Annotated in this window: 15 protein-coding genes; 5 read left to right on the top strand and 10 right to left on the bottom strand. The window is 60.7% G+C overall.

Features of this window, described 5'->3' with window-relative positions:
* Positions 1–62: 62 nt before the first annotated feature.
* From CIB54_RS07155 to CIB54_RS07130, 6 genes are all read right to left on the bottom strand, one after another.
* Positions 63–1313 (bottom strand): OprD family porin, encoded by a 1251-nt coding sequence (locus CIB54_RS07155; protein ID WP_101219278.1) that lies wholly within the window; start codon positions 1311–1313, stop codon positions 63–65.
* 150 nt (positions 1314–1463) lie between these two features.
* Positions 1464–3146 carry a J domain-containing protein gene (locus CIB54_RS07150; RefSeq protein ID WP_101219276.1) on the bottom strand — a complete coding sequence of 561 codons (1683 nt, stop codon included), beginning with the start codon at positions 3144–3146 and terminating at the stop codon, positions 1464–1466.
* 11 nt (positions 3147–3157) lie between these two features.
* Positions 3158–4855, bottom strand: a complete 1698-nt coding sequence (locus CIB54_RS07145; RefSeq protein ID WP_101219274.1) for a molecular chaperone HscC — start codon at positions 4853–4855, stop codon at positions 3158–3160.
* A 163-nt stretch (positions 4856–5018) separates the two neighbouring features.
* Complete coding sequence (gene adeC / locus CIB54_RS07140; protein ID WP_101219272.1) at positions 5019–6476, bottom strand: AdeC/AdeK/OprM family multidrug efflux complex outer membrane factor; 1458 nt, start codon at positions 6474–6476, stop codon at positions 5019–5021.
* Positions 6473–9634 carry an efflux RND transporter permease subunit gene (locus CIB54_RS07135; protein ID WP_101219270.1) on the bottom strand — a complete coding sequence of 1054 codons (3162 nt, stop codon included), beginning with the start codon at positions 9632–9634 and terminating at the stop codon, positions 6473–6475. The genes adeC and CIB54_RS07135 overlap by 4 nt, the downstream gene beginning before the upstream one ends.
* 3 nt (positions 9635–9637) lie before the next feature.
* Positions 9638–10783 (bottom strand): efflux RND transporter periplasmic adaptor subunit, encoded by a 1146-nt coding sequence (locus tag CIB54_RS07130; protein ID WP_065952005.1) that lies wholly within the window; start codon positions 10781–10783, stop codon positions 9638–9640.
* Positions 10784–11069: 286 nt separating this feature from the next.
* On the opposite strand from CIB54_RS07130, the gene CIB54_RS07125 reads away from it, so the two are divergent.
* Positions 11070–11702 carry a TetR family transcriptional regulator gene (locus CIB54_RS07125; protein ID WP_065952004.1) on the top strand — a complete coding sequence of 211 codons (633 nt, stop codon included), beginning with the start codon at positions 11070–11072 and terminating at the stop codon, positions 11700–11702.
* 303 nt (positions 11703–12005) lie between these two features.
* On the opposite strand, the gene CIB54_RS07120 is transcribed toward CIB54_RS07125, so the two are convergent.
* Both CIB54_RS07120 and CIB54_RS07115 read right to left on the bottom strand, forming a co-directional pair.
* On the bottom strand, positions 12006–13061 hold the full coding sequence (locus tag CIB54_RS07120) for an alkene reductase (RefSeq protein WP_065952003.1): 1056 nt from the start codon (positions 13059–13061) through the stop codon (positions 12006–12008).
* 133 nt (positions 13062–13194) lie between these two features.
* Positions 13195–13515 (bottom strand): ArsR/SmtB family transcription factor, encoded by a 321-nt coding sequence (locus tag CIB54_RS07115; protein WP_101219268.1) that lies wholly within the window; start codon positions 13513–13515, stop codon positions 13195–13197.
* Positions 13516–13670: 155 nt separating this feature from the next.
* Here CIB54_RS07115 and CIB54_RS07110 point away from each other — a divergent pair, with 155 nt between their 5' ends.
* Positions 13671–14255 carry an acyl carrier protein phosphodiesterase gene (locus CIB54_RS07110; protein WP_101219266.1) on the top strand — a complete coding sequence of 195 codons (585 nt, stop codon included), beginning with the start codon at positions 13671–13673 and terminating at the stop codon, positions 14253–14255.
* Between the two features lie 41 nt (positions 14256–14296).
* Here the strand turns inward: CIB54_RS07110 and CIB54_RS07105 are convergent, their stop codons facing one another.
* Together CIB54_RS07105 and olsB are read right to left on the bottom strand one after the other, a co-directional pair.
* Positions 14297–15097, bottom strand: coding sequence for a lysophospholipid acyltransferase family protein (locus tag CIB54_RS07105; RefSeq protein ID WP_101219264.1), 801 nt, complete (start codon positions 15095–15097; stop codon positions 14297–14299).
* Positions 15097–15852, bottom strand: coding sequence for an L-ornithine N(alpha)-acyltransferase (olsB, locus tag CIB54_RS07100; RefSeq protein ID WP_065886188.1), 756 nt, complete (start codon positions 15850–15852; stop codon positions 15097–15099). The genes CIB54_RS07105 and olsB overlap by 1 nt, the downstream gene beginning before the upstream one ends.
* Positions 15853–16037: 185 nt before the next feature.
* Here olsB and CIB54_RS07095 point away from each other — a divergent pair, with 185 nt between their 5' ends.
* From CIB54_RS07095 to CIB54_RS07080, 3 genes are all read left to right on the top strand, one after another.
* A complete protein-coding gene (locus tag CIB54_RS07095; protein WP_101219262.1) occupies positions 16038–17111 on the top strand; it encodes a serine hydrolase domain-containing protein in 1074 nt (357 codons plus the stop codon).
* Positions 17108–17422, top strand: a complete 315-nt coding sequence (locus tag CIB54_RS07090) for an amidase (protein ID WP_101219260.1) — start codon at positions 17108–17110, stop codon at positions 17420–17422. Before CIB54_RS07095 ends, CIB54_RS07090 begins: the two co-directional genes overlap by 4 nt.
* 1200 nt (positions 17423–18622) lie before the next feature.
* The gene (locus CIB54_RS07080) at positions 18623–19204 is read left to right on the top strand and encodes a YceI family protein (RefSeq protein WP_065951997.1); all 582 of its coding nucleotides are present in this window, start codon (positions 18623–18625) and stop codon (positions 19202–19204) included.
* Position 19205 lies beyond the last annotated feature (1 nt).

The raw sequence follows: 19205 nt of genomic DNA, 5'->3' as shown, positions 1-19205 counted from the left end.
AGGCCGCTGCTGGGGCGATCAGCAGCGGCAGGCGCGCACCATACAGTAACTGCGGCGCCGGTTTACAGCAGACTTATCGGGTAGCTGACGATCAACCGGTTTTCATCGAACTCGTTGTTGCTGTAGTCACGCCGCATGCTGGAGTTGCGCCAGCGCAGGGTCAGGTTTTTCAGGCTGCCGCTTTGTACGGTGTAGCCCAATTCGCTTTCGCGGCCCCATTCCTTGCCGTCGGTCACCGTGCCGGTGTGCACGTTGCTGCCGCTGATATAGCGGTTCATCAGGGTAAGGCCCGGTACGCCAAGGGCGGCGAAGTTGTAGTCGTGGCGAACCTGCCAGGATTTTTCCTCGGCGTTGTCGTAGCTCGAGTTATAGCTGTCGTTGGCCAGGGTGCCGCCGCTGGTGCCGTTGACACGCATCCAGGCGCTGTTGCCGGTGAGTTTTTGCAGGCCGACGTAGAAGGTGTTGCCACCGTGGCGCGCGGACAGCAGGCCGGACCAGGTTTTGTTGTCCAGGTTGCCGGCGCGGGCGCTGCCGTCGTCCTTGCCGTAGAAGAACCCCAGGTTGGCGCCCAGGGTCCAGTCGCCTACGGGCTGGCTGTGGATCAGATTGACGAACTGCTGGCTGTAGATGTCCTTGAGCTGGGCATTCCACACCCCGACTTGGGTGCGTTTGTCGTTGAAGGCATATTCGGCGCCCTGGAAGTTGAAACGATCGGACGTGAACGCGGTTTTGCCGGTCATCGACAGGTCGCGCATGCTGCTGTCGTCCCGCGGGCTGTTGGCACGAAACTGACCGCCATACAGGGTCAGGCCATCGATTTCCTTTGATGTGATCTGCCCGCCGCGCAGGGTTTGCGGGAGTGAGCGACCATCGTCCGAGCGCAGGATCGGCAGCACCGGCATCCATTCCCCGACTTTCACTTCAGTCCTGGAAAACTGCGCCTTGAACGCCACGCCCAGGCGCCCGAACGCATCGGCCGGGCGGCCGTCGTGGTCCAGCGGCAACAACTGCGTGCCGCCGGTGCCGCGCCCGCCATCGAGCTTGAGCGAATACAAGCCCAGCACGTCCACACCGAAGCCGACCGTGCCTTGAGTGAACCCGGACTTGGCGTCGAGGATGAAACTTTGCGTCCACTCCTGCGCGCCGCCCTGGGTTTTGGTCGGGTTGGTGTAGTTGCGATTGAAGAAAAAATTACGCAGGTTGAGGTTGGCGCTGGCGTCTTCGAGAAAGCCGTGTTCCTCGGCAAGAGCGGGCAGGGCAAGACTGCTGACAACGCTGGCCAGCAGGAGCTGGCGCGGATGGAAAGTGCTCATGGTATCGGACCTGTTGTTATTGGGGTTATGCAGGTGGCCGCCATGGTGCTGGGTGCTGCGGGGACGGTGAAAGTGGGGCAGAGCGGGTTGTGGGCGATGATCGAACGCAAGTTGCGGGCCTGCGCAATACGCTCAGGCCCAAGCGTCTCGTTACTGTTTGGGCAGGTCGATATGGGACCATGGCACCGCTGGCAGGTAGTGCTGCGCGGCGATGATCACCGCCACCATCACCACCAGGAATACCACTTGCAGCGGGCTCCAGAAGGCCCAATGCAGGCCGTTGAGCCACGGAAATTTCAGGCTTTTCTCACCCATGTGGCCGATGCGTTTGCTGTGCAGCAGGTTGATCAGCAGCATCCCGGCATACGTAATCGCTCCCAGAATGCCCAGTGCCAGCCCGCACACCGCGAGCATGGCCAATTGCGGGATGCCGTGGCGTAACACCAGCCAATACTGGTTGGGGTTGACGCGTTTAGGGATCAAATACTGGCTCAGCCACACGTCCGCAACTACAAAGGACGCACTCATCCCGGCCCACATCTGCGTGATCCGAAAGAAGACCACGGCCGGCAAGATCGCCAATACCACTAAGATGAGTACGACCCCGAAGTCCAGCTTTTCGGTTTCAACGTGAACGAGGTTCAGGACAGCGGCCAAGGCAAAGATCGCCCAGAGCCGGATAAGCACATGGACGTAAATCGGTCGTGGGACGAATTTGCGCCAGAAAAACAGGTCGCTTTGGGGCAGGCGTTCGATCAACTGCGGATAACGCCAGGTCAGGGTTTCGCCCAGATGCTGGCAAGCGTTCCATTCGTTTTGGCCAAACCTGCCGATGATGCGCATCTGTTGGGTTGCGGTCATGGGCGTGAGCAACAAGCGCGCGGCCAGGGCATCGGCGCAGGTGCGCCGGGTGTCCTGGGCTTTGTCTTGGAGGCTGATATAAAAGCTTTCCTGCTCGCAACGCGACACCAGGCTGCGCCACATCCACGCGGGTTCCGCAAACACGCCTTTCTGGTCGTCCCAGCCAAAGGCCTGGCATACGCGTTCAAACAGCGGCACGCTCCATTGGGTGTCGTGCAGCAGTTGCAGAATAATGTGTTGCCACTGTTGCTGCTGATCGAACACCCGCAGCCAGGCTTGCTCGTTGTAGTGCGTCAGTTGGGTGATGAACTCGCGCTCGGCCTTTTGCTCCAGCAGTTCCTGCAAGTTGAGGCGATATTCCTGCAACAGCTCACTGGTCAGTGCATCGTGCTGCCATGGCGTCATGGCCACCCGTTGCCAGGGTGTCAGCCATTCCAGCTGTTGCATCGCCCAACGGGTAATTGCACTGCGCTCGCCGGGGGCTTCAAAGCAGTGGCGCAGCAGGCCGGCCTGGAAGGCGTCGCTGCAGTCCTGTTGCCGGGCCTGGGCCCAGCGCTCATCGAGGTTGTCGGCGTTGAGGCCGGTGAGCAACGCATGGACCGGGTCAGGTTTTGGCGCTTCAAAGGGCGCGGGGCTGAGCGTACTGACGTCCATCAGCTCGGCCAGGTCGTAGGCGCCTTTGGGCGCAGGTGCCTCGAACGCAGCAGGGCTCAAGGGACGGACATCCATCAGCTCGGCCAAATCCTTGAGGTTGCTGTCAGTCTGTTCGACGACGGCAGTTGCGCGCTGTTCCTCTTCGTTGTCTGCACGCCAGCGTGCGTATCCCAATGCAGCCTCATAAGCTTCGCGCAGACGCTGGAACCCTTCGGGATCATCGTCCGGGCGGCAGCTTTTCAGCAGTCGCGCGTAGGTTCGCTTGATGGTCCGTTCGTCGGCATCGTCCGCCAATTGCAACACTGTCCAACAGTCCATGTGGATTTCCTTCAGCGCCAGAACCCGTTATCGAGTTGCTCAAGTTGTCGGGTCAGTTCGCTGCGGGCCTCACGGATGCGGCGCTCGTCCTGGGTGTCGAGCACTTGCTGAAACTGCGCGGCCCAGTGTCCGAGTTGCTCGCGCAGCTCGCCCAGGCTTTCCTGGTAGAGCCGTTCGAGGCGGGCGGTCAGCACGGTGTTGACCTGCTGGTCGCGCGGGTGAATTTTCAACAATGCCAACGCTTGCAGGCGTTGCTGGATCTCTTGCGGGCTGAGCACGCCAGGATTGTTTTCGATCACCAGCGAGTGCTGCTCGCCGGTCAGCGGAATGTTCACCTGGGCTTCGAGCAAACCGTTGTTGTCGTAGGTGAAGCGCACGTCCAGTGAGACTTCGCCAGCCTTGCGCTTGGGCACGGGGATTTCCAACTGGCCCAGTTCGATGTTGTCTTTCACCAGACGGCTTTCGCCTTGGTAGATTTTCAGCAGCACGCGGGGCTGGTCGTCGTAGAGCGTGACCACGCTTTTGACCCGGCTCACCGGCACGCTGCTGTTGCGTTCGATCAGCGGCAGGTAATGCCCGCTTTCGATATGGCCGCCGTACTGGTTCGAGGTTTCGATACCCAGGGTGTAGGGGCAGACGTCGGTCAGCACGATTTCTTCCAGTGCCGCCGAGCGGGCTTTGAGCGCGGCCTGGATCGCCGCGCCGTGGGCAACCACCTGGTCCGGGTCGAGGCTGATGGACGGGAAACGCCCGAACAAACCAGCGGCCAGTTTGCGCACCAGCGGCATGCGCGTGGTGCCGCCGACCAGCAGGATTTCATCCAGGTCACCGACCCGAATGCGTGCGTCTCGCAGGGCGCGTTCAATCGGTGCGCGCAGGCGTTCCAACAAGGGCGTGTAGAGCTTGGCGAGTTCGGCCTGGGTGATGGTTGTGACCCACTGCTGGCCATCGATACGCAGGGCGAACTCGGCGCTGTCGTCCTGGCCCAAGGCTTTGCGCACGCGCTCGGCTTCGCGACGCAGGGCTTGCAACACACTGCTGGTGGGCGGGAAACCCTGGGCATTGCGCTGGCTGTCGACGAAGTGCTCCAGCAACAACGTGTCGAAGTCTTCGCCGCCCAGGAAGTTGTCGCCGGCGCTGGCGCGTACTTCCATTACACCGTCGAACAGCTCGATGATCGACACGTCAAAGGTGCCGCCGCCGAGATCGAAAACCAGGAACGAGGTTTCCTTGTCACGCTGGTGCAAGCCATAAGCCAAGGCGGCGGCGGTGGGCTCGTTGATCAGTTTTTCAACATTGAGCCCCGCCAGTTCACCGGCAATGCGCGTGGCTTTGCGCTGGCCGTCGCTGAAGTAGGCGGGCACGCTGATCACCGCTTCGGTGACGGTTTGGCCATAGGTGCGCTCGATGTCTTCCTTGAGGCTTTTGAGGACCAGCGCCGACAGCTCTTCGGGGCGGAACGAGCGGTCGCCCAGGCGCACTTCGGTGGCACTGCCCATGTAGCGCTTGAACAGCGACGTGGTCAGGTGCGGGTGAGTATGCAGGCGTTCCTTGGCGGCTTGGCCCACCAGGATGCGGCCTTGATCATCCATGCCTACCACGCTTGGGGTCAGCAACTGGCCAAGGGCATTGGGCACCATTTCGGCGGCATCGCCGCGCCACACGGCGGCCAGGCTATTGGTCGTGCCCAGGTCAATGCCTACGATCATTACGACAAGCTCCCTCTGTGGTCTGTAAGAATCTGTTACCAATCTTACCCTGAAAGGTTGAAGTGAAGGCAAGCCAGCGCCCACCTTTGATTCGCAGGGGTTAGTGACATGGCAAAAAAAAACCGCTTCCGGTAAGGGAAGCGGTTTGATTAGACAGGCGCTATCAGAACAACTTGAGCGGCGGCGCTTGTTCTTTCACCGGCTCGTTCTTCGCGGTCTGCTCATTCCAGCCGCCGCCGAGGGCCTTGTACAGGTTGACCTCGCTGGTCAGCTGCGCCAGGCGGTCGGTGATCAGCGATTGCTGGGCACTGAACAGTTGGCGCTGGGCATCAAGGAAGGTCAAATTGCTGTCCACACCGATGCGGTAGCGACGCTCGGCCAGGCGGTAGTAGTCCTGGTTGGCGGCGACGAAGCCACGTTGGGCATCCAGTTGCTGCTTGTAGGTCTGACGTGCGGCGAGGCCGTCGGAGACTTCCTGGAAGCCGGTCTGGATCGCCTTCTCGTAGTTGGCCACGTTGATCTCTTTCTGGATCTTCGAGTAGTCCAGGCTTGCGCGCAGGCTACCGGCGTTGAAGATCGGGATGTTGATCTGCGGTGCGAACGACCAGGTGCCCGAGCCGCCCTTGAACAGGCCGCCCAGGTTCGGGCTGGCGGTGCCGGCGCTGGCGGTCAGGCTGATGCTCGGGAAGAACGCCGCACGGGCCGCACCGATGTTGGCGTTGGCGGCCTTGAGGTTGTACTCGGCCTGGACGATGTCGGGACGCCGTTGCAGCAGGTCCGACGGCAGGCCGGCGGGTACTTCGCTGAGCAGGTCATCAGACAGTGGCTTGCTGGCGATATTCGCCGGCAGGCCGGTGCCCAGCAGCAGGGTCAGGCTGTTTTCGTCCTGGGCCACCTGGCGCGTATACCGGGCAAGCTGCACCCGGGCGTTTTCCACCGAGGTGCGCGCCTGGCTCAGGTCGAGGGCCGAGGCCACGCCGACTTCGTTGCTGCGCGAGGTCAGCTTGAAGCTCTGCTCGAACGCCCCGAGGGTGTCCTGGGTCAGCTTGAGCAGTTCCTTGTCGGCCTGCCAGGTCAGGTAGGCATTCGCCACGCTGGCCACCAGGCTGATCTGGGTGCTGCGCCGCGCTTCTTCGGTGGCGAAGTACTTCTGCAATGCTTCTTCGCTCAGGCTGCGCACGCGGCCAAACAGGTCCAGCTCATAAGAGCTGATCCCCAGGCCCACCGAGTACTGGCTGGAAATGCTCGATTCGCCGGTCTGCGACAGCCGCGCCGGGGTACGCGAACGGGTACCGTTGCCGGTGGCCGAGACGGCCGGGAACAGGTCGGCACGCTGGATCTGGTACTGCGCCGCATAGGCGTCGATGTTCAGGGCCGCGACGCGCAGGTCGCGGTTGTTCACCAGCGCGGTCTGGATCAGCTGTTGCAGGACAGGGTCATGGAAAAACTGCTTCCAGCCTTGCTCCGCGGCAGCCTGGCCCGGCGCCTGGGCCGACGAGTACGCCGGCCCCTGCGGGAACTGCGCCGCTACCGGCGCTTCGGGGCGCTGGTAGTCGGGGATAAGCGAGCAGCCACTGAGCACGAAGGCGGTGACGGCTAAGGAAAGTAGCGACTTGCTCATTGGCCAGCCTCTTTAGGAGTTTCAGTGGTGTTTTTCTGTTTGCGTTCGCCGGCGGAAGACACGGTTGCGTAGAACAGTGGCACCCAGAAGATCGCCAGCACGGTCGCGGTGATCATACCGCCGATCACGCCGGTACCGATCGCGTGCTGGCTGCCCGAGCCTGCGCCGCTGGAAATCGCCAGCGGCAATACGCCGAGCACGAACGCCATGGACGTCATGATGATCGGGCGCAGACGCATGCGGGATGCCTCGATGGCCGCCTCGACAATGCCCTTGCCTTGCTCGTGCAGCTCCTTGGCGAACTCCACGATCAGGATCGCGTTTTTCGCTGCCAGGCCCACCGTCACCAACAGGCCGACCTGGAAGAACACGTCGTTGGACAAGCCGCGCATGCTGGTGGCGATCAACGCACCGATCACACCCAGCGGGACTACCAGAATCACCGCAATCGGGATCGACCAGCTTTCATACAAGGCGGCGAGACACAGGAACACCACCAGCAGCGACAGGGCATACAGCGCAGGCGCCTGGGAGCCGGACAGACGTTCTTCGTACGACAGGCCTGTCCAGGCATAGCCGATGCCGGCCGGCAGTTCCTTGGCAATCCGCTCGACTTCCGCCATCGCGTCACCGGTACTGTAGCCAGGCGCCGGCGTGCCGAGGATTTCCATGGCCGCTACACCGTTATAACGCGAGAGCTTCGGCGAGCCGTAGATCCACGTGCCCGACGAGATGGCCGACAGCGGCACCATCTTCCCGGAGTCGGCGCGCACGTACCATTTGTCCAGGTCTTCCGGCGACATGCGGCTGGCCGCATCACCCTGTACATACACCTTCTTCACCCGACCACGGTCGATGAAGTCGTTGATGTAGCTGCCGCCCAGCGCGATGGCCAGGGTCTGCTGGATGTCCGACAGGCTGATGCCCTGGGCGCTGGCTTTCTCGTCATCGACGGTCAGTTCGTACTGCGGCTCATCGTTCACGCCGTTGGGCCGCACGCCCGCCAGTATCTTGCTTTGGGCCGCCGCACCGAGGAACTGGTTACGGGCTGCCATCAGCTTGTCGTGGCCGACGCCACCCTGGTCTTGCAGGAACACGTCGAAGCCGGTGGCGTTACCCAGTTCCAGAACCGAAGGCGGCACGATGGCAAATACCATGGCGTCCTTGAAGGCCCCGAAGAAGTAACCCTGGGCCCGCTTGGCCACTTCGAATACCGACTGGGACGAATCGCGCTCGTCCCATGGCTTGAGCATCACGAATGCCAGACCCGAGCTCTGGCCGCGGCCGGCAAAGTTGAAGCCGTTCACGGTAAATACCGACTTCACGGCCTTGCCTTCGCCCGGCTCGCCTTCCTTGTCATGCAGCAGGAAGGCGCGCATGTCGTCGATGACTTTTTGCGTACGCTCGGCCGAGGCGCCCACGGGTGTCTGTACCTGGGCGAAGATCACGCCCTGGTCTTCCTCAGGCAGGAACGCGCTCGGGATACGGGTGAACATCCAGATCATGCCGGCCAGGATCAGCGCATACACGATGAAGGCCGGGATCTTGTGCTTGATCATGCCGCCCACGCCGCGCTCGTACTTGAGTACGCCGCTGTCGAAGGTGCGGTTGAACCAGCCGAAGAAGCCGCGCTTGGGTTGGCCGTGTTTTTCCGGGTCGATCGCCTTGAGCATGGTGGCGCACAGGGCTGGGGTGAAGATCAGGGCAACCAGTACCGACAACGCCATCGCCGACACAATGGTGATGGAGAACTGCCGGTAGATCACGCCGGTGGAGCCGCCGAAGAAGGCCATCGGCAGCAAAACCGCCGAGAGTACCAGGGCAATACCCACCAGGGCGCCCTGGATCTGGCCCATGGACTTGATGGTCGCTTCCTTGGGTGACAGGTGCTCCTCGGCCATGACCCGCTCGACGTTTTCCACCACGACGATGGCATCGTCCACCAGCAGGCCGATGGCCAGGATCATGCCGAACATGGTCAGGGTGTTAATGGTGAAACCGAACGCCGCCAGGATCCCGAACGTACCCAGCAGTACCACCGGTACGGTCATGGTGGTGATGATGGTGGCGCGGAAGTTCTGCAGGAACAGGAACATCACCAGGAACACCAGCACGATCGCTTCGATCAGGGTGTGAACCACACCGGAGATCGATTCGGTCACTACCGGGGTCGTGTCGTACGGCACCACGGCTTTCATGCCTGGCGGGAAGAACGGCTCCAGGGATGCCACGGTGGCGCGGATCGCTTTACCGGTGTCCAGGGCATTCGCCCCGGCGGCCAGCTTGATCGCCATACCGGACGCCGGCTTGCCGTTGAACTGCGCGCTGATGCTGTAGTTCTGGCCGCCCAGTTCAATACGTGCAACGTCGCCCAAGCGCACTTGCGAGCCGTCGGCATTCACCTTCATCAGGATCTTGGCGAACTCTTCGGCGCTTTGCAGGCGCGTCTTGCCGATGATGGTCGCGTTCAATTGAGTGCCGGGCAGGGCAGGCAGGCCGCCCAGTTGGCCGGTGGCCACCTGCACGTTCTGGGCCTTGATGGCGTTGCTGACATCCACCGGGGTGAGCTGGAAGTTGTTCAGCTTGGCCGGGTCAAGCCAGATACGCATGGCGTACTGCGAACCGAATACCTGGAAGTCACCCACACCCGAGGTACGGGAAATCGGGTCCTGGATGTTGGACACGATGTAGTTGGAGAGGTCGTCCTTGGTCATGCTGCCGTCTTCCGACACCAGACCGATCACCATCAGGAAGTTCTTCACCGACTTGGTCACGCGGATACCCTGCTGCTGCACTTCTTGCGGCAGCAGTGGGGTCGCCAGGTTCAGCTTGTTCTGCACTTGAACCTGGGCGATGTCCGGGTTGGTACCCTGGTTGAACGTCGCAGTGATGGTCATGCTGCCGTCGGAGTTACTGTCCGAGGCCACATAGCGCAGGTTGTCGATACCGTTGAGCTGTTGCTCGATGACCTGTACCACGGTGTCCTGCACGGTTTGTGCGGACGCGCCTGGGTAGGTCACCTGGATGTCAATGGCGGTTGGCGCAATGGCCGGGTATTGGTTGATAGGCAGCTTCAGGATCGACAGTGCCCCGACCAGCATGATCACCAGGGCAATTACCCAGGCGAAAATGGGACGGTCGATAAAAAATTTCGACATGGATTACTCCCCTTTGCCAGCAGCGGCAGCAGGAGCGGCAGAACCGGCGGGCTTGGCGTTGCCGGCTTCCGTGACCTTCACCTCGGCGCCCGGCTTGACGTACTGCAAACCTTCGGTGATGACGCGATCGCCCGCGTTGAGGCCTTTCTCTACCAGCCAATAGGCGCCGGCAGTACGGTTGGCTACCAGTTCACGCTGCTCGACCTTGTTGTCGGCATTGACGATCAGGGCCGTCGGGGTGCCCTTCAGATCACGGGTCACGCCTTGTTGCGGCGCGAGGATGGCCTTGCTGTTCACACCGGCCTGCAGCTGGGCGTGCACGAACATACCCGGCAGCAGCACATGGTCGGGGTTGGGGAACACGGCGCGCAGGGTCACGGAACCGGTGGTCTGGTCGACCGACACTTCAGAGAACTCCAGTTTGCCTTGCTGGCCGTAGTCGCTGCCGTCTTCCAGGGTCAGCTTGACCATGGCGGCGTTGTCGCCGGATTTTTGCAGTTGGCCGCTTTCCAGGTCTCGACGCAGTTTCAGCATTTCGGCCGAGGACTGGGTGACGTCGACGTAGATCGGGTCCAGCTGCTGGATCACGGCCATGGCGTCGGCCTGGCCGTTGCTGACCAGCGCGCCTTCGGTTACCGCAGAGCGGCCGATACGCCCGGAAATCGGCGCGAACACCTTGGTGTAGCGCACGTTGATCTGCGCGCTCTGCAGGTCGGCCTCGGCGGTCATGCGGTCGGCGACGGCGGTGTCGTATTCCTGGCGGCTGACGGCTTGCTCATCGATCAGTTGCTTGTAGCGATCGGTGATCGATTTGGTCTGCGTCAGCTTGGCCTGGGCGCTCTTGAGCGTGGCTTCATACACCGACGGATCGATCTGGTAGAGCTGCTGCCCTTCCTTCACGTCGGCGCCTTCCTTGAACAGGCGCTTGAGAATGATGCCGTTCACCTGAGGGCGCACTTCGGCAATGCGGTAGGCCGTGGTGCGGCCCGGCAGCTCGGTGGTCAGGGTAAAGGCTTGCGGTTGAATAGTGACCACGCCGACCTGAGGGGTTTGAGCGGGCGGAGCCGCTTCTTCCTTTTTACATCCGCTGAGCAGCGATGCCAGGGCGACGGCAGTGACCAGAGCGGTAACAGCTGGCTTAAGTTGCATGAAGATCCTCGGGTCAGGCGCGCAGGGTGCGCACAAGAAGTGTGGAAGGGTAAAAAACAAGCCGTGAGTGGATAAGTAGCTTGCTACGCAATATACTTACGTTCATGGTTGTTTGTAAACTCTTGACAGGCTCGGCGCAATGCTGACAAAGCAGCGCCCAAAGCCTCGATTTTAGTACGTTCGGCGCCCATGACGGTGTCGTCCCACAATTATTCAGATGATCGTTCACGCCTATTAACGTCGCGTTAACGATAGTCCCCAGTGTTCTGATTGAGGTTTTACTGCCATGGTTCGTCGCACCAAAGAGGAAGCTCAGGAAACGCGCAGCCAGATCCTCCAAGCCGCCGAGCAAGCCTTTTATGAACGTGGCGTTGCACGGACCACGCTGGCGGACATTGCCGCCCTGGCCGGCGTGACGCGCGGTGCTATTTACTGGCATTTCAGTAACAAGTCCGATTTGCTGCAGGCCCTGCTCGACACGCTGCACGAACCCTTGGACGAATTGGCCCGGGCCAGTGAAAGCGAGGATGAAGTCGACCCGTTGGGGTGCATGCGCAAACTGCTGATTCATCTCTATCATCAAGTGGCCCTGGACCCGAAAACCCGGCGCATCAACGAGATCTTGTTTCATAAGTGCGAGTTCACCGATGAAATGTGTGACATGCGCCGCCAGCGCCAGGCCCATAGCCTGGAGTGCAACCTGCGCATCGGTCTGACGTTGCGTAACGCGGTGCATCGCGGGCAATTACCGGACGGTCTTGATACCCACCGTGCTGCGGTGTGCCTTCATGCGTACATCCACGGCCTTATCGGCCAGTGGCTGCTGGTGCCTGAAAGCTTTCAACTGCATCAGGACGCCGAGCGCTGGGTGGACGCAGGGCTGGACATGCTGCGCCTGAGCCCCAGCCTGCGCAATTGAGACAAAATGCGTAATTGCGACCAGTTGTGTCAACAGTAAAGCCCAAGGACGGTCAATCGTCCTTCTGCTGATTGAAGGGGTGACTTTATATACGGACTGGCGGGCGGTTGATAGGTAGCGGCCTAAGTATTTTGTAGCGATATTGTTGCGGTTCTGTGAAGCGATGTTTCCAAGACGAAACATGCGGTAAAAAATGTGGGAGGGAGCTTGCTCCCGATAGCGGTGTGTCAGTCACTGATGTGTTGACTGAAGCTCCGCTATCGGGAGCAAGCCCCCTCCCACATTGCTTTGTGTTTCGGTCAGTTAGATCGGCAGGGTTGGGTAGTCGATATAGCCGACCGGGCCTTTGCCGTAGAAAGTTTCCGGGTGCGGCTCGTTCAACGGCGCATCGGCCTTCAGGCGTGCCGGCAGGTCCGGGTTGGCAATGAACGGTATGCCGAACGCCACTGCATCGGCCTTGCCGGCGGCCAGCCAGGCGTTGGCGCTGTCTTTGGTGAAGCGTTCGTTGGCGATGTACACGCCGCCGAAGGCTTTTTTCAGTTGCGGGCCGAGGCTGTCTGCGCCTTCTTTTTCACGGGAACAGATGAAGGCAATGCCACGCTTGCCCAGTTCGCTGGCGACGTAGGTGAAGGTTTCCGCCAGGTTGTCATCGCCCATGTCGTGGGCGTCGGCACGCGGTGCCAGGTGCACGCCCACGCGGCCCGCGCCCCAGACCTCGATGGCGGCGTCGGTCACTTCCAGCAACAGGCGCGCACGGTTTTCCAGGGAGCCGCCGTATGGGTCGGTGCGCTGGTTGGTGCTGCTTTGCAGGAACTGGTCGAGCAGGTAGCCGTTGGCACCGTGGATTTCCACGCCGTCGAAACCGGCGGCCTTGGCGTTTTCGGCGCCAGTGCGGTAAGCGTCGATGATGTCGGCGATTTCAGCGGTTTCCAGGGCGCGTGGGGTGGGGTAGTCGGCCAGCGGGCGTACCAGGCTGACGTGGCCTTTGGCCTGGACCGCGCTCGGCGCCACCGGGGCCTCGCCATTGAGGTACGACTCATGGGAGATGCGGCCGACGTGCCACAGTTGCAGGAAGATCTTGCCGCCTGCGCCGTGCACGGCCTTGGTGATGTTGGCCCAGCCGCGCACCTGGTCGTTCGACCAGATCCCCGGTGTGTCCGGGTAACCCACGCCCATGGGCGTCACGGAAGTGGCTTCGCTGAGGATCAGCCCGGCGGATGCGCGCTGCACGTAATACTCGGCCATCAGCGCGTTGGGAACGCGGCCTTCATCGGCACGGCAGCGGGTCAGCGGCGCCATGATGATGCGGTTCGACAGTTCCAGGTCGCCCAGTTTTATCGGATCAAAAATAGTCGTCATGGGAATGTACCTTTCTCTTCAAGTTGATCAGTTGGTGGCGGGGGCCAGGTCGGCATCGCCGTTCTGACGGAAAGTAATCAGGGTCACCGGCAGCGCGAGAATCATTAGCAATGAGCGCGGCATTTTCGGCTCCTTATTGCGGCGCAGGGGCGCTGAGTTCGGCGATGAGCGCTGCGAGGAAGGCTTGGATCGTTTCCTCATTGCGTCTGAAAAAGTGCCACTGCCCGGCTTTCTGACTGGTGATCAAGCCCGCCCGTTGCAAGGTCGCCAGGTGGGCCGATACGGTCGACTGGGACAAGCCGCAGCGCTGGTCGATCTGCCCGGCGCAGATGCCGTATTCGTGGTTGTGCAATTGCTCGGGAAACTGCACTTTCGGGTCTTTCAGCCAGGTGAGGATGTCTCGTCGTACTGGGTGGGCCAGGGCTTTTATTATTTCGTCGAGGTCGATCGGCATGGCAGGGTGCTCGGTGGCGTAAAACGTTATATCGCGATGAGGCGAACTTTAAATCGTCGTATTCCGATATACCAATATGATTTTGATCTGGAATCAGCACGAATCGGTATATCGGGTTATAACGATATGATGGCCGCAGTGGTAGACTGCGCGCCATGAATTATCTCGCACATCTGCACCTGGGCGGCCAACTGCCTGCGCAATTGCTGGGCAGCCTGTATGGCGACTTCGTCAAAGGCCGTCTGCAGGGCCAGTTCAACCCGCAAATCGAAGCGGCGATCCAGTTGCATCGCTCCATTGACCGATTCACCGACAGCCACCCATTGGTGGGGGCCGCGTTGTCGCGCTTCAGCCTGACCCGCAGGCGCTATGCCGGGATCGTGCTCGACGTGTTTTTCGACCATTGCCTGGCGCGGGATTGGACGCTGTATGCCGATCAGCCGCTGGAGCGCTTCACCGCGCAGGTGTACCGCGTGCTCGCCGCAGAACCTGCATTGCCGGGGCGGCTGGCGCAAATCGCACCCTCTATGGCGGCGGATGACTGGTTGGGCTCGTACCGCGAGTTTGCGGTGATGGAGCAGGTGCTGCGCGGGATTTCGCGGCGGCTGACGGACCCGGAGGCGTTAGGATTTGCGATGCGTGAGTTGCGCGAGCACTATGAGCCTTTGAGTGAGGATTTCCGGGTTTTCTACCCCGAATTACAGAGCTTTGCACGTATCCAGCTGACCACTGAGGTCTAAATGTGGGAGGGGGCTTGCCCCCTCCCACATTTAGAGTGTATTCACAGCATTAAGGCGGCAAACGCTGGTCGCACATGCGCCTGCTCACTCTCCGGCAACGGCCCGAACAACGCCTTCTGCACCGCCTGCTGCGCCTGATAGGCCAGCGCCGCGCGCTCCTGCCCGGCGCAGGCAATCGGCTTGAGCAGATGAATCTCCACATCGCCCTGGTCATTGGCGAACAGCCGCATCAGGTGCGACAGCAAATCATCATCGCCGATGAACGGCGCCAGTGAGTCCACCGCACCGTCGCGCAGATACCGTATCGCCACCGGTTGCAGCGACACATCCGCATCGATCGCACTGGCCAGCAAGCGCCCGTGAAAGGTGCGCAGGCTGCGTCCGTCGGTGGTGGTGCCTTCCGGAAACATCAGCAGCGGGTGGCGTTGCTCCAGATGACGGGTCATCTGCTTGCGGATCAACTGGCTGTCACCTGAACCGCGACGAATGAACAGGCTGCCGGCCTTGGCCGCCAACCAGCCGGCCACCGGCCAGGTGCGCACTTCGGCTTTGGACAGAAACGACAGTGGAGTGACCATCCCCAGCAGCGGAATATCCGTCCAGGACACATGATTGCTCACCCACAGCATCGGCGTTTGCGGCAGTTCGCCGTGCACCGTCACGCGAAAGGGCAGGGCATTGGTCAGCCGTGCCATGAAGAACCGCGACCAACGCTGGCGCCGCACCATTGAGTTGGCCACCCCCAGGCGCTCGAACAGGCCAAACACACTGGCCATGCTCAGGCCCAGTGCCACCACCAGCAGCACCCGGGCGATGCGTCCGTACACGCGCAGGCGGCCCATCACATCGCCGCCTTGAAGTGGCGCGCATAGCGCGGGCACAGCTGATCGCGTTTGAGCAGGATGAACACATCGGCCACCTGGAAATCTTCGTCCCAGCACGGTTCGCCGCAGATCTTCGCCCCCAGGCGCATATAGGCCTTGAGCAGTGGCGGCATTTCGGCGATGACGTTGGAGGGCAGATCCAGTGCCGGCAGTGGCTTTTTCGGTTCGGCGCGCAGGTGCTCGTTGCACAGGTAGCGCTCGCGCAGACGCTGCATGATCGCGTGGGCCTGGATGCCGCCATCGTGCATCGGGATACTCGCGCAGCCCATCAGGTAGCTGTAGCCACCCTGGTTGAGTACCTCGGCCAACTCACCCCACAACACCGCGATGGTGCCGCCGTTGCGGTAGGCCGGGTCGACGCAGGTGCGGCCGATTTCCAGGATCGGACCCTGCAAGTGCAACAAGCCATGCAGGCTGAACTCCTCCTCGCTGTAGAACCGGCCCAAGGTGCTGGCGGCCTGGTGGTCGAGCAAACGGGTGGTGGCGACGAGCCGACCGCTGTTCAAATCCCGCACGCCGATGTGGCTGCAGTGAACATCATAGTCATCCATGTCCAGGCCCAGTTCCGCGCCCTTCAGCTTGGCATTGAACTCGCCGCTGAACACGTTGAACCGCAGGGCCTGGGCTTCCTGCAAGGCCTGTGCGCCGACCAGGCGTTCGGCTTGCAGGCGGCGTTCATTGCCTTTGTCGCTGATGCGGGCGATCTGAGTCATAGCGAGTCTCCGAGTGCCGGCCAGGTTGCGGCCGGTCGACTTTGTTGTCCAAAGTCAGGCTATGTAGCCTCGGTGTCATCTCCGTGAAGTTACGGTGACGGTTGGGTGACAGGCCCTATGTCGCAAATCTGTCATGGGCCTGCGCTAGGCTCGCGGGCTTGAATGCCCCCCTTGAGTTTGTGCCCATGGTCCGAGGCCTGTTGTGCGTTGTTGTGCTGTTCGTCACCGTTACTGCCCGCGCTGAAATCTGGCCCGAAAAAGAATGGGCCACGGGCAAGCCACTCCAGGGTCCCGCTGTCGATGCCCTGAACGCCTATGCTTTTCCCAGCCGTGACGACGCCACCCGCGATGGCATCCGCACCGATGCGCTGCTGGTGATTCGTGACGGCGAAATTATCTATGAACGCTACGCCGCGCCCACCACCGCCAGCACGCCGCACCTGACCTGGTCGGTGAGCAAAAGCCTGATGGCCACCGTACTCGGCGTGGCCTACGGCGAAAACCGCTTCAAGCTGAGCGACCCCGTTGCGCGTTTCTACCCGCCGATGAGACAGCACCCCAAGGTGACCATGGCCGACCTGCTGCACTGGGCCTCGGGCCTGGATTGGCAGGAAGACTACGAGTACGCACCGTTGAAGTCCTCGGTGGTGGCGATGCTCTATACCCGAGGACGTGCCGATATGGCCGAGTTTGCCGCCAATACCGACGCCGCTGCTGCACCGGGCCAGGCGTTTCGTTATTCCAGTGGCGACAGCAACATCTTGTCTGCGGCCCTCAAAGGTATGCTCGGCCACAAGGCGTATATGAGCTATCCATGGGATGTACTGTTCGAGCCGCTGGGTATTCGCAATGCGACCTGGGAAACCGATGCCGATGAAACCTTCGTCGCCTCGTCCTATGCCTACCTCACCGCTCGGGACTTGGCGCGTGTCGGGCTACTGATGGCACGGGACGGGCGTTGGGGCGAGCAACAGTTGCTGCCTAAAGAATGGGTGGCCTTCAATCGGCAGCCGTTCGACAAATACAAAAGCGGCCAGGATGAAGCAGTCCCCGGCGGTCAGTGGTGGCTCAACACAGGCGCGTCCAAACCCTGGCCCGATGCCCCCGCCGACACCTTCGCCGCCCTCGGCCACTGGGGCCAGGCGCTGTTTGTACTGCCGGACGAACACCTGGTGATCGTGCGCTACGGCGATGACCGTGACGGCAGCTACCGGCATAACGAACTGCTCAAGCGCGTACTGGCGGCGGTGCAGCCATGATCCGCCGTCGGCCGTTTACCAGCTTGTTTGTGCTGCTGTTGCTCGCCCTGCTGGGCTGGGTGTGGCACGAGCGCGTCAACCTGCAAGCCTTCCCTGACATCATCGCGGCGTACACGGCCAAGGAGTATTGCTCGTGCCGGTATGTGGAGAACAATCCTGCGCAGTATTGCCTGGGGTATGTGAAGCAGTATGTGCCGACCAGTGGGTTTATCGACACGCCGGAGCGCAGTGAAGTGACGGCGAGTGGGTTGGGGCGTACGCATACGGCGCGGTGGATGGGGGAGAGGCAGGGGTGTCGGTTGGTGCCGTGAGGCATCAGGCGCCCGGTGCAGTGCACCAGGCCCGTACTACTTGCTCGGGATTCCACGCCCGGTCGCTGATGAGCATCGACGGGGAAGAAATCAACGCTAAGCACGCGACGTCGCAACCGGTAGCAAATGGCTGTCCACCGTCTGCTTTGTTTGGCGAGGTAACTTGCTCGCGTTTGTCTGCGCAGCAGTCTCCGGTTTTTGACTGCTTTGCCCCACAAATGTAAGCAAGCGCTCACCACCGAGTCAGGGCGTTCGACTCCGCTCATCCCGTGGGCGTTGTCAAGACCAAGGATGTGTTTGAGTGGATATGGGATATCACTCGCTATGCAGGATTCGCGCTTGGCGGATGAGTTCGGGGGCAGAAGGCTTGTCGAAAAATGGCCGGTCAGGGAGTGAATTCTCTATTTTGATAGAAATTTGGCGGGGGTAAGGGGGACGGGTTTAAGGCGTGAGTGTGTAATGTGTCAGGGTTTTTTGGAGGCGCTCCTTTCTGTTTTTATATGAAGTTATCAAACAAAATCGCATACCGCCTATTGGGAAATAGTATTAAGAACTGTCAGTTTTCACAGGTGCATGTTTTTCTGTGTTTTTTATAATCAGACTTTCTTAGGTGATGTGGAGAGTTGAAAAAATGAGAGAAATAATCTATAGAAACCCGTCGGATATGCGGATGTGTGGCACCTACCCACCTGAATTGTTAGAGTTGGACGGTACGAAATTCCTTACTGTGCATGATCGGCAAGGAGGGACGTATGAGGGTACTAAGGTCTCCATAGAGTGTGAAGTGGAACATGTGAGGCCTGAGTGGGTGTTGACTATCAACTTGTCCGGTGGTGGAATCAAGAAATTCAAGGCAAGTGAGATTTCTGCGATGACGAGGCACATCTAAATAAGTTGATATATATAGCAGTAAGGCCCTTGCGCCTTTTTTTGACAACTTAAAAGAGCTCCTTTCTCGGGATCCACGCGTGGTCTCAGATGAGCAGCGACAGCGCAGAGATGAACGCTATGCATGCGCCCTCGCAACCAGTGCCAAATGGCTGTTGTGGCGAGGGAGCTTGCTGCCGATAGTGGTGTGTCAGTTACAAATGCATTGGCTGACACGCCGTCATCGGGGGCAAGCCCCCTCCCACATTGGATTTGCGCCGTTCGTGAGATTGCGCTTAAGGTTCATCCAGATTTTTTGCCCCATGAGCCTTTATGTTCAATCTCAAACCTCTGGTCTTCGCATTGCTGACCTGTGCCACCGTGCCTGCCCACGCCGACTGGTACCTGGATAACGAATCCTCACGCCTGTCCTTCGTCACCACCAAAAACACCGAGATTGCTGAAGTGCACCGCTTCCTGGTGCTGCACGGCAAGGTCGACAGCCAGGGCGCGGCCCAGGTGCAGGTGGAGCTGGAGTCGATCAACAGCGGTATCCCGCTGCGTGACGAGCGCATGCGTAAGCAACTGTTCGAGATCAAGCAGTTTCCCGAAGCGTTGATCAGCACGCAGATCAACCTGCAACCGATCAATGACTTGGCGTCCGGTGCGCAGTTGGAATTGCGCCTGCCGCTGAGCATCACCGTGCATGGCAAGACCCACACGTACAACGCCGAGCTGTTGGCCACGCGTCTGGATGACCGACGCTTTCAGGTCGTGACCCTGGAGCCGGTGGTGGTGCGCGCCGAAGATTTCGAGCTGCAACCCGGTGTGGCGGCGTTGCGCAAGGCGGCGGGGTTGAAGTCGATCAGTTTGTCGGTGCCGGTGGGTGCGGTACTGATCTTCACGGCGCGCTGAC

The organism is Pseudomonas fluorescens (assembly GCF_002837185.1).
Classification (GTDB): domain Bacteria; phylum Pseudomonadota; class Gammaproteobacteria; order Pseudomonadales; family Pseudomonadaceae; genus Aquipseudomonas; species Aquipseudomonas fluorescens_AM.
Note: the sequence above shows the minus strand (reverse complement) of the source record. Positions and strands in the feature narration are given on the sequence as shown.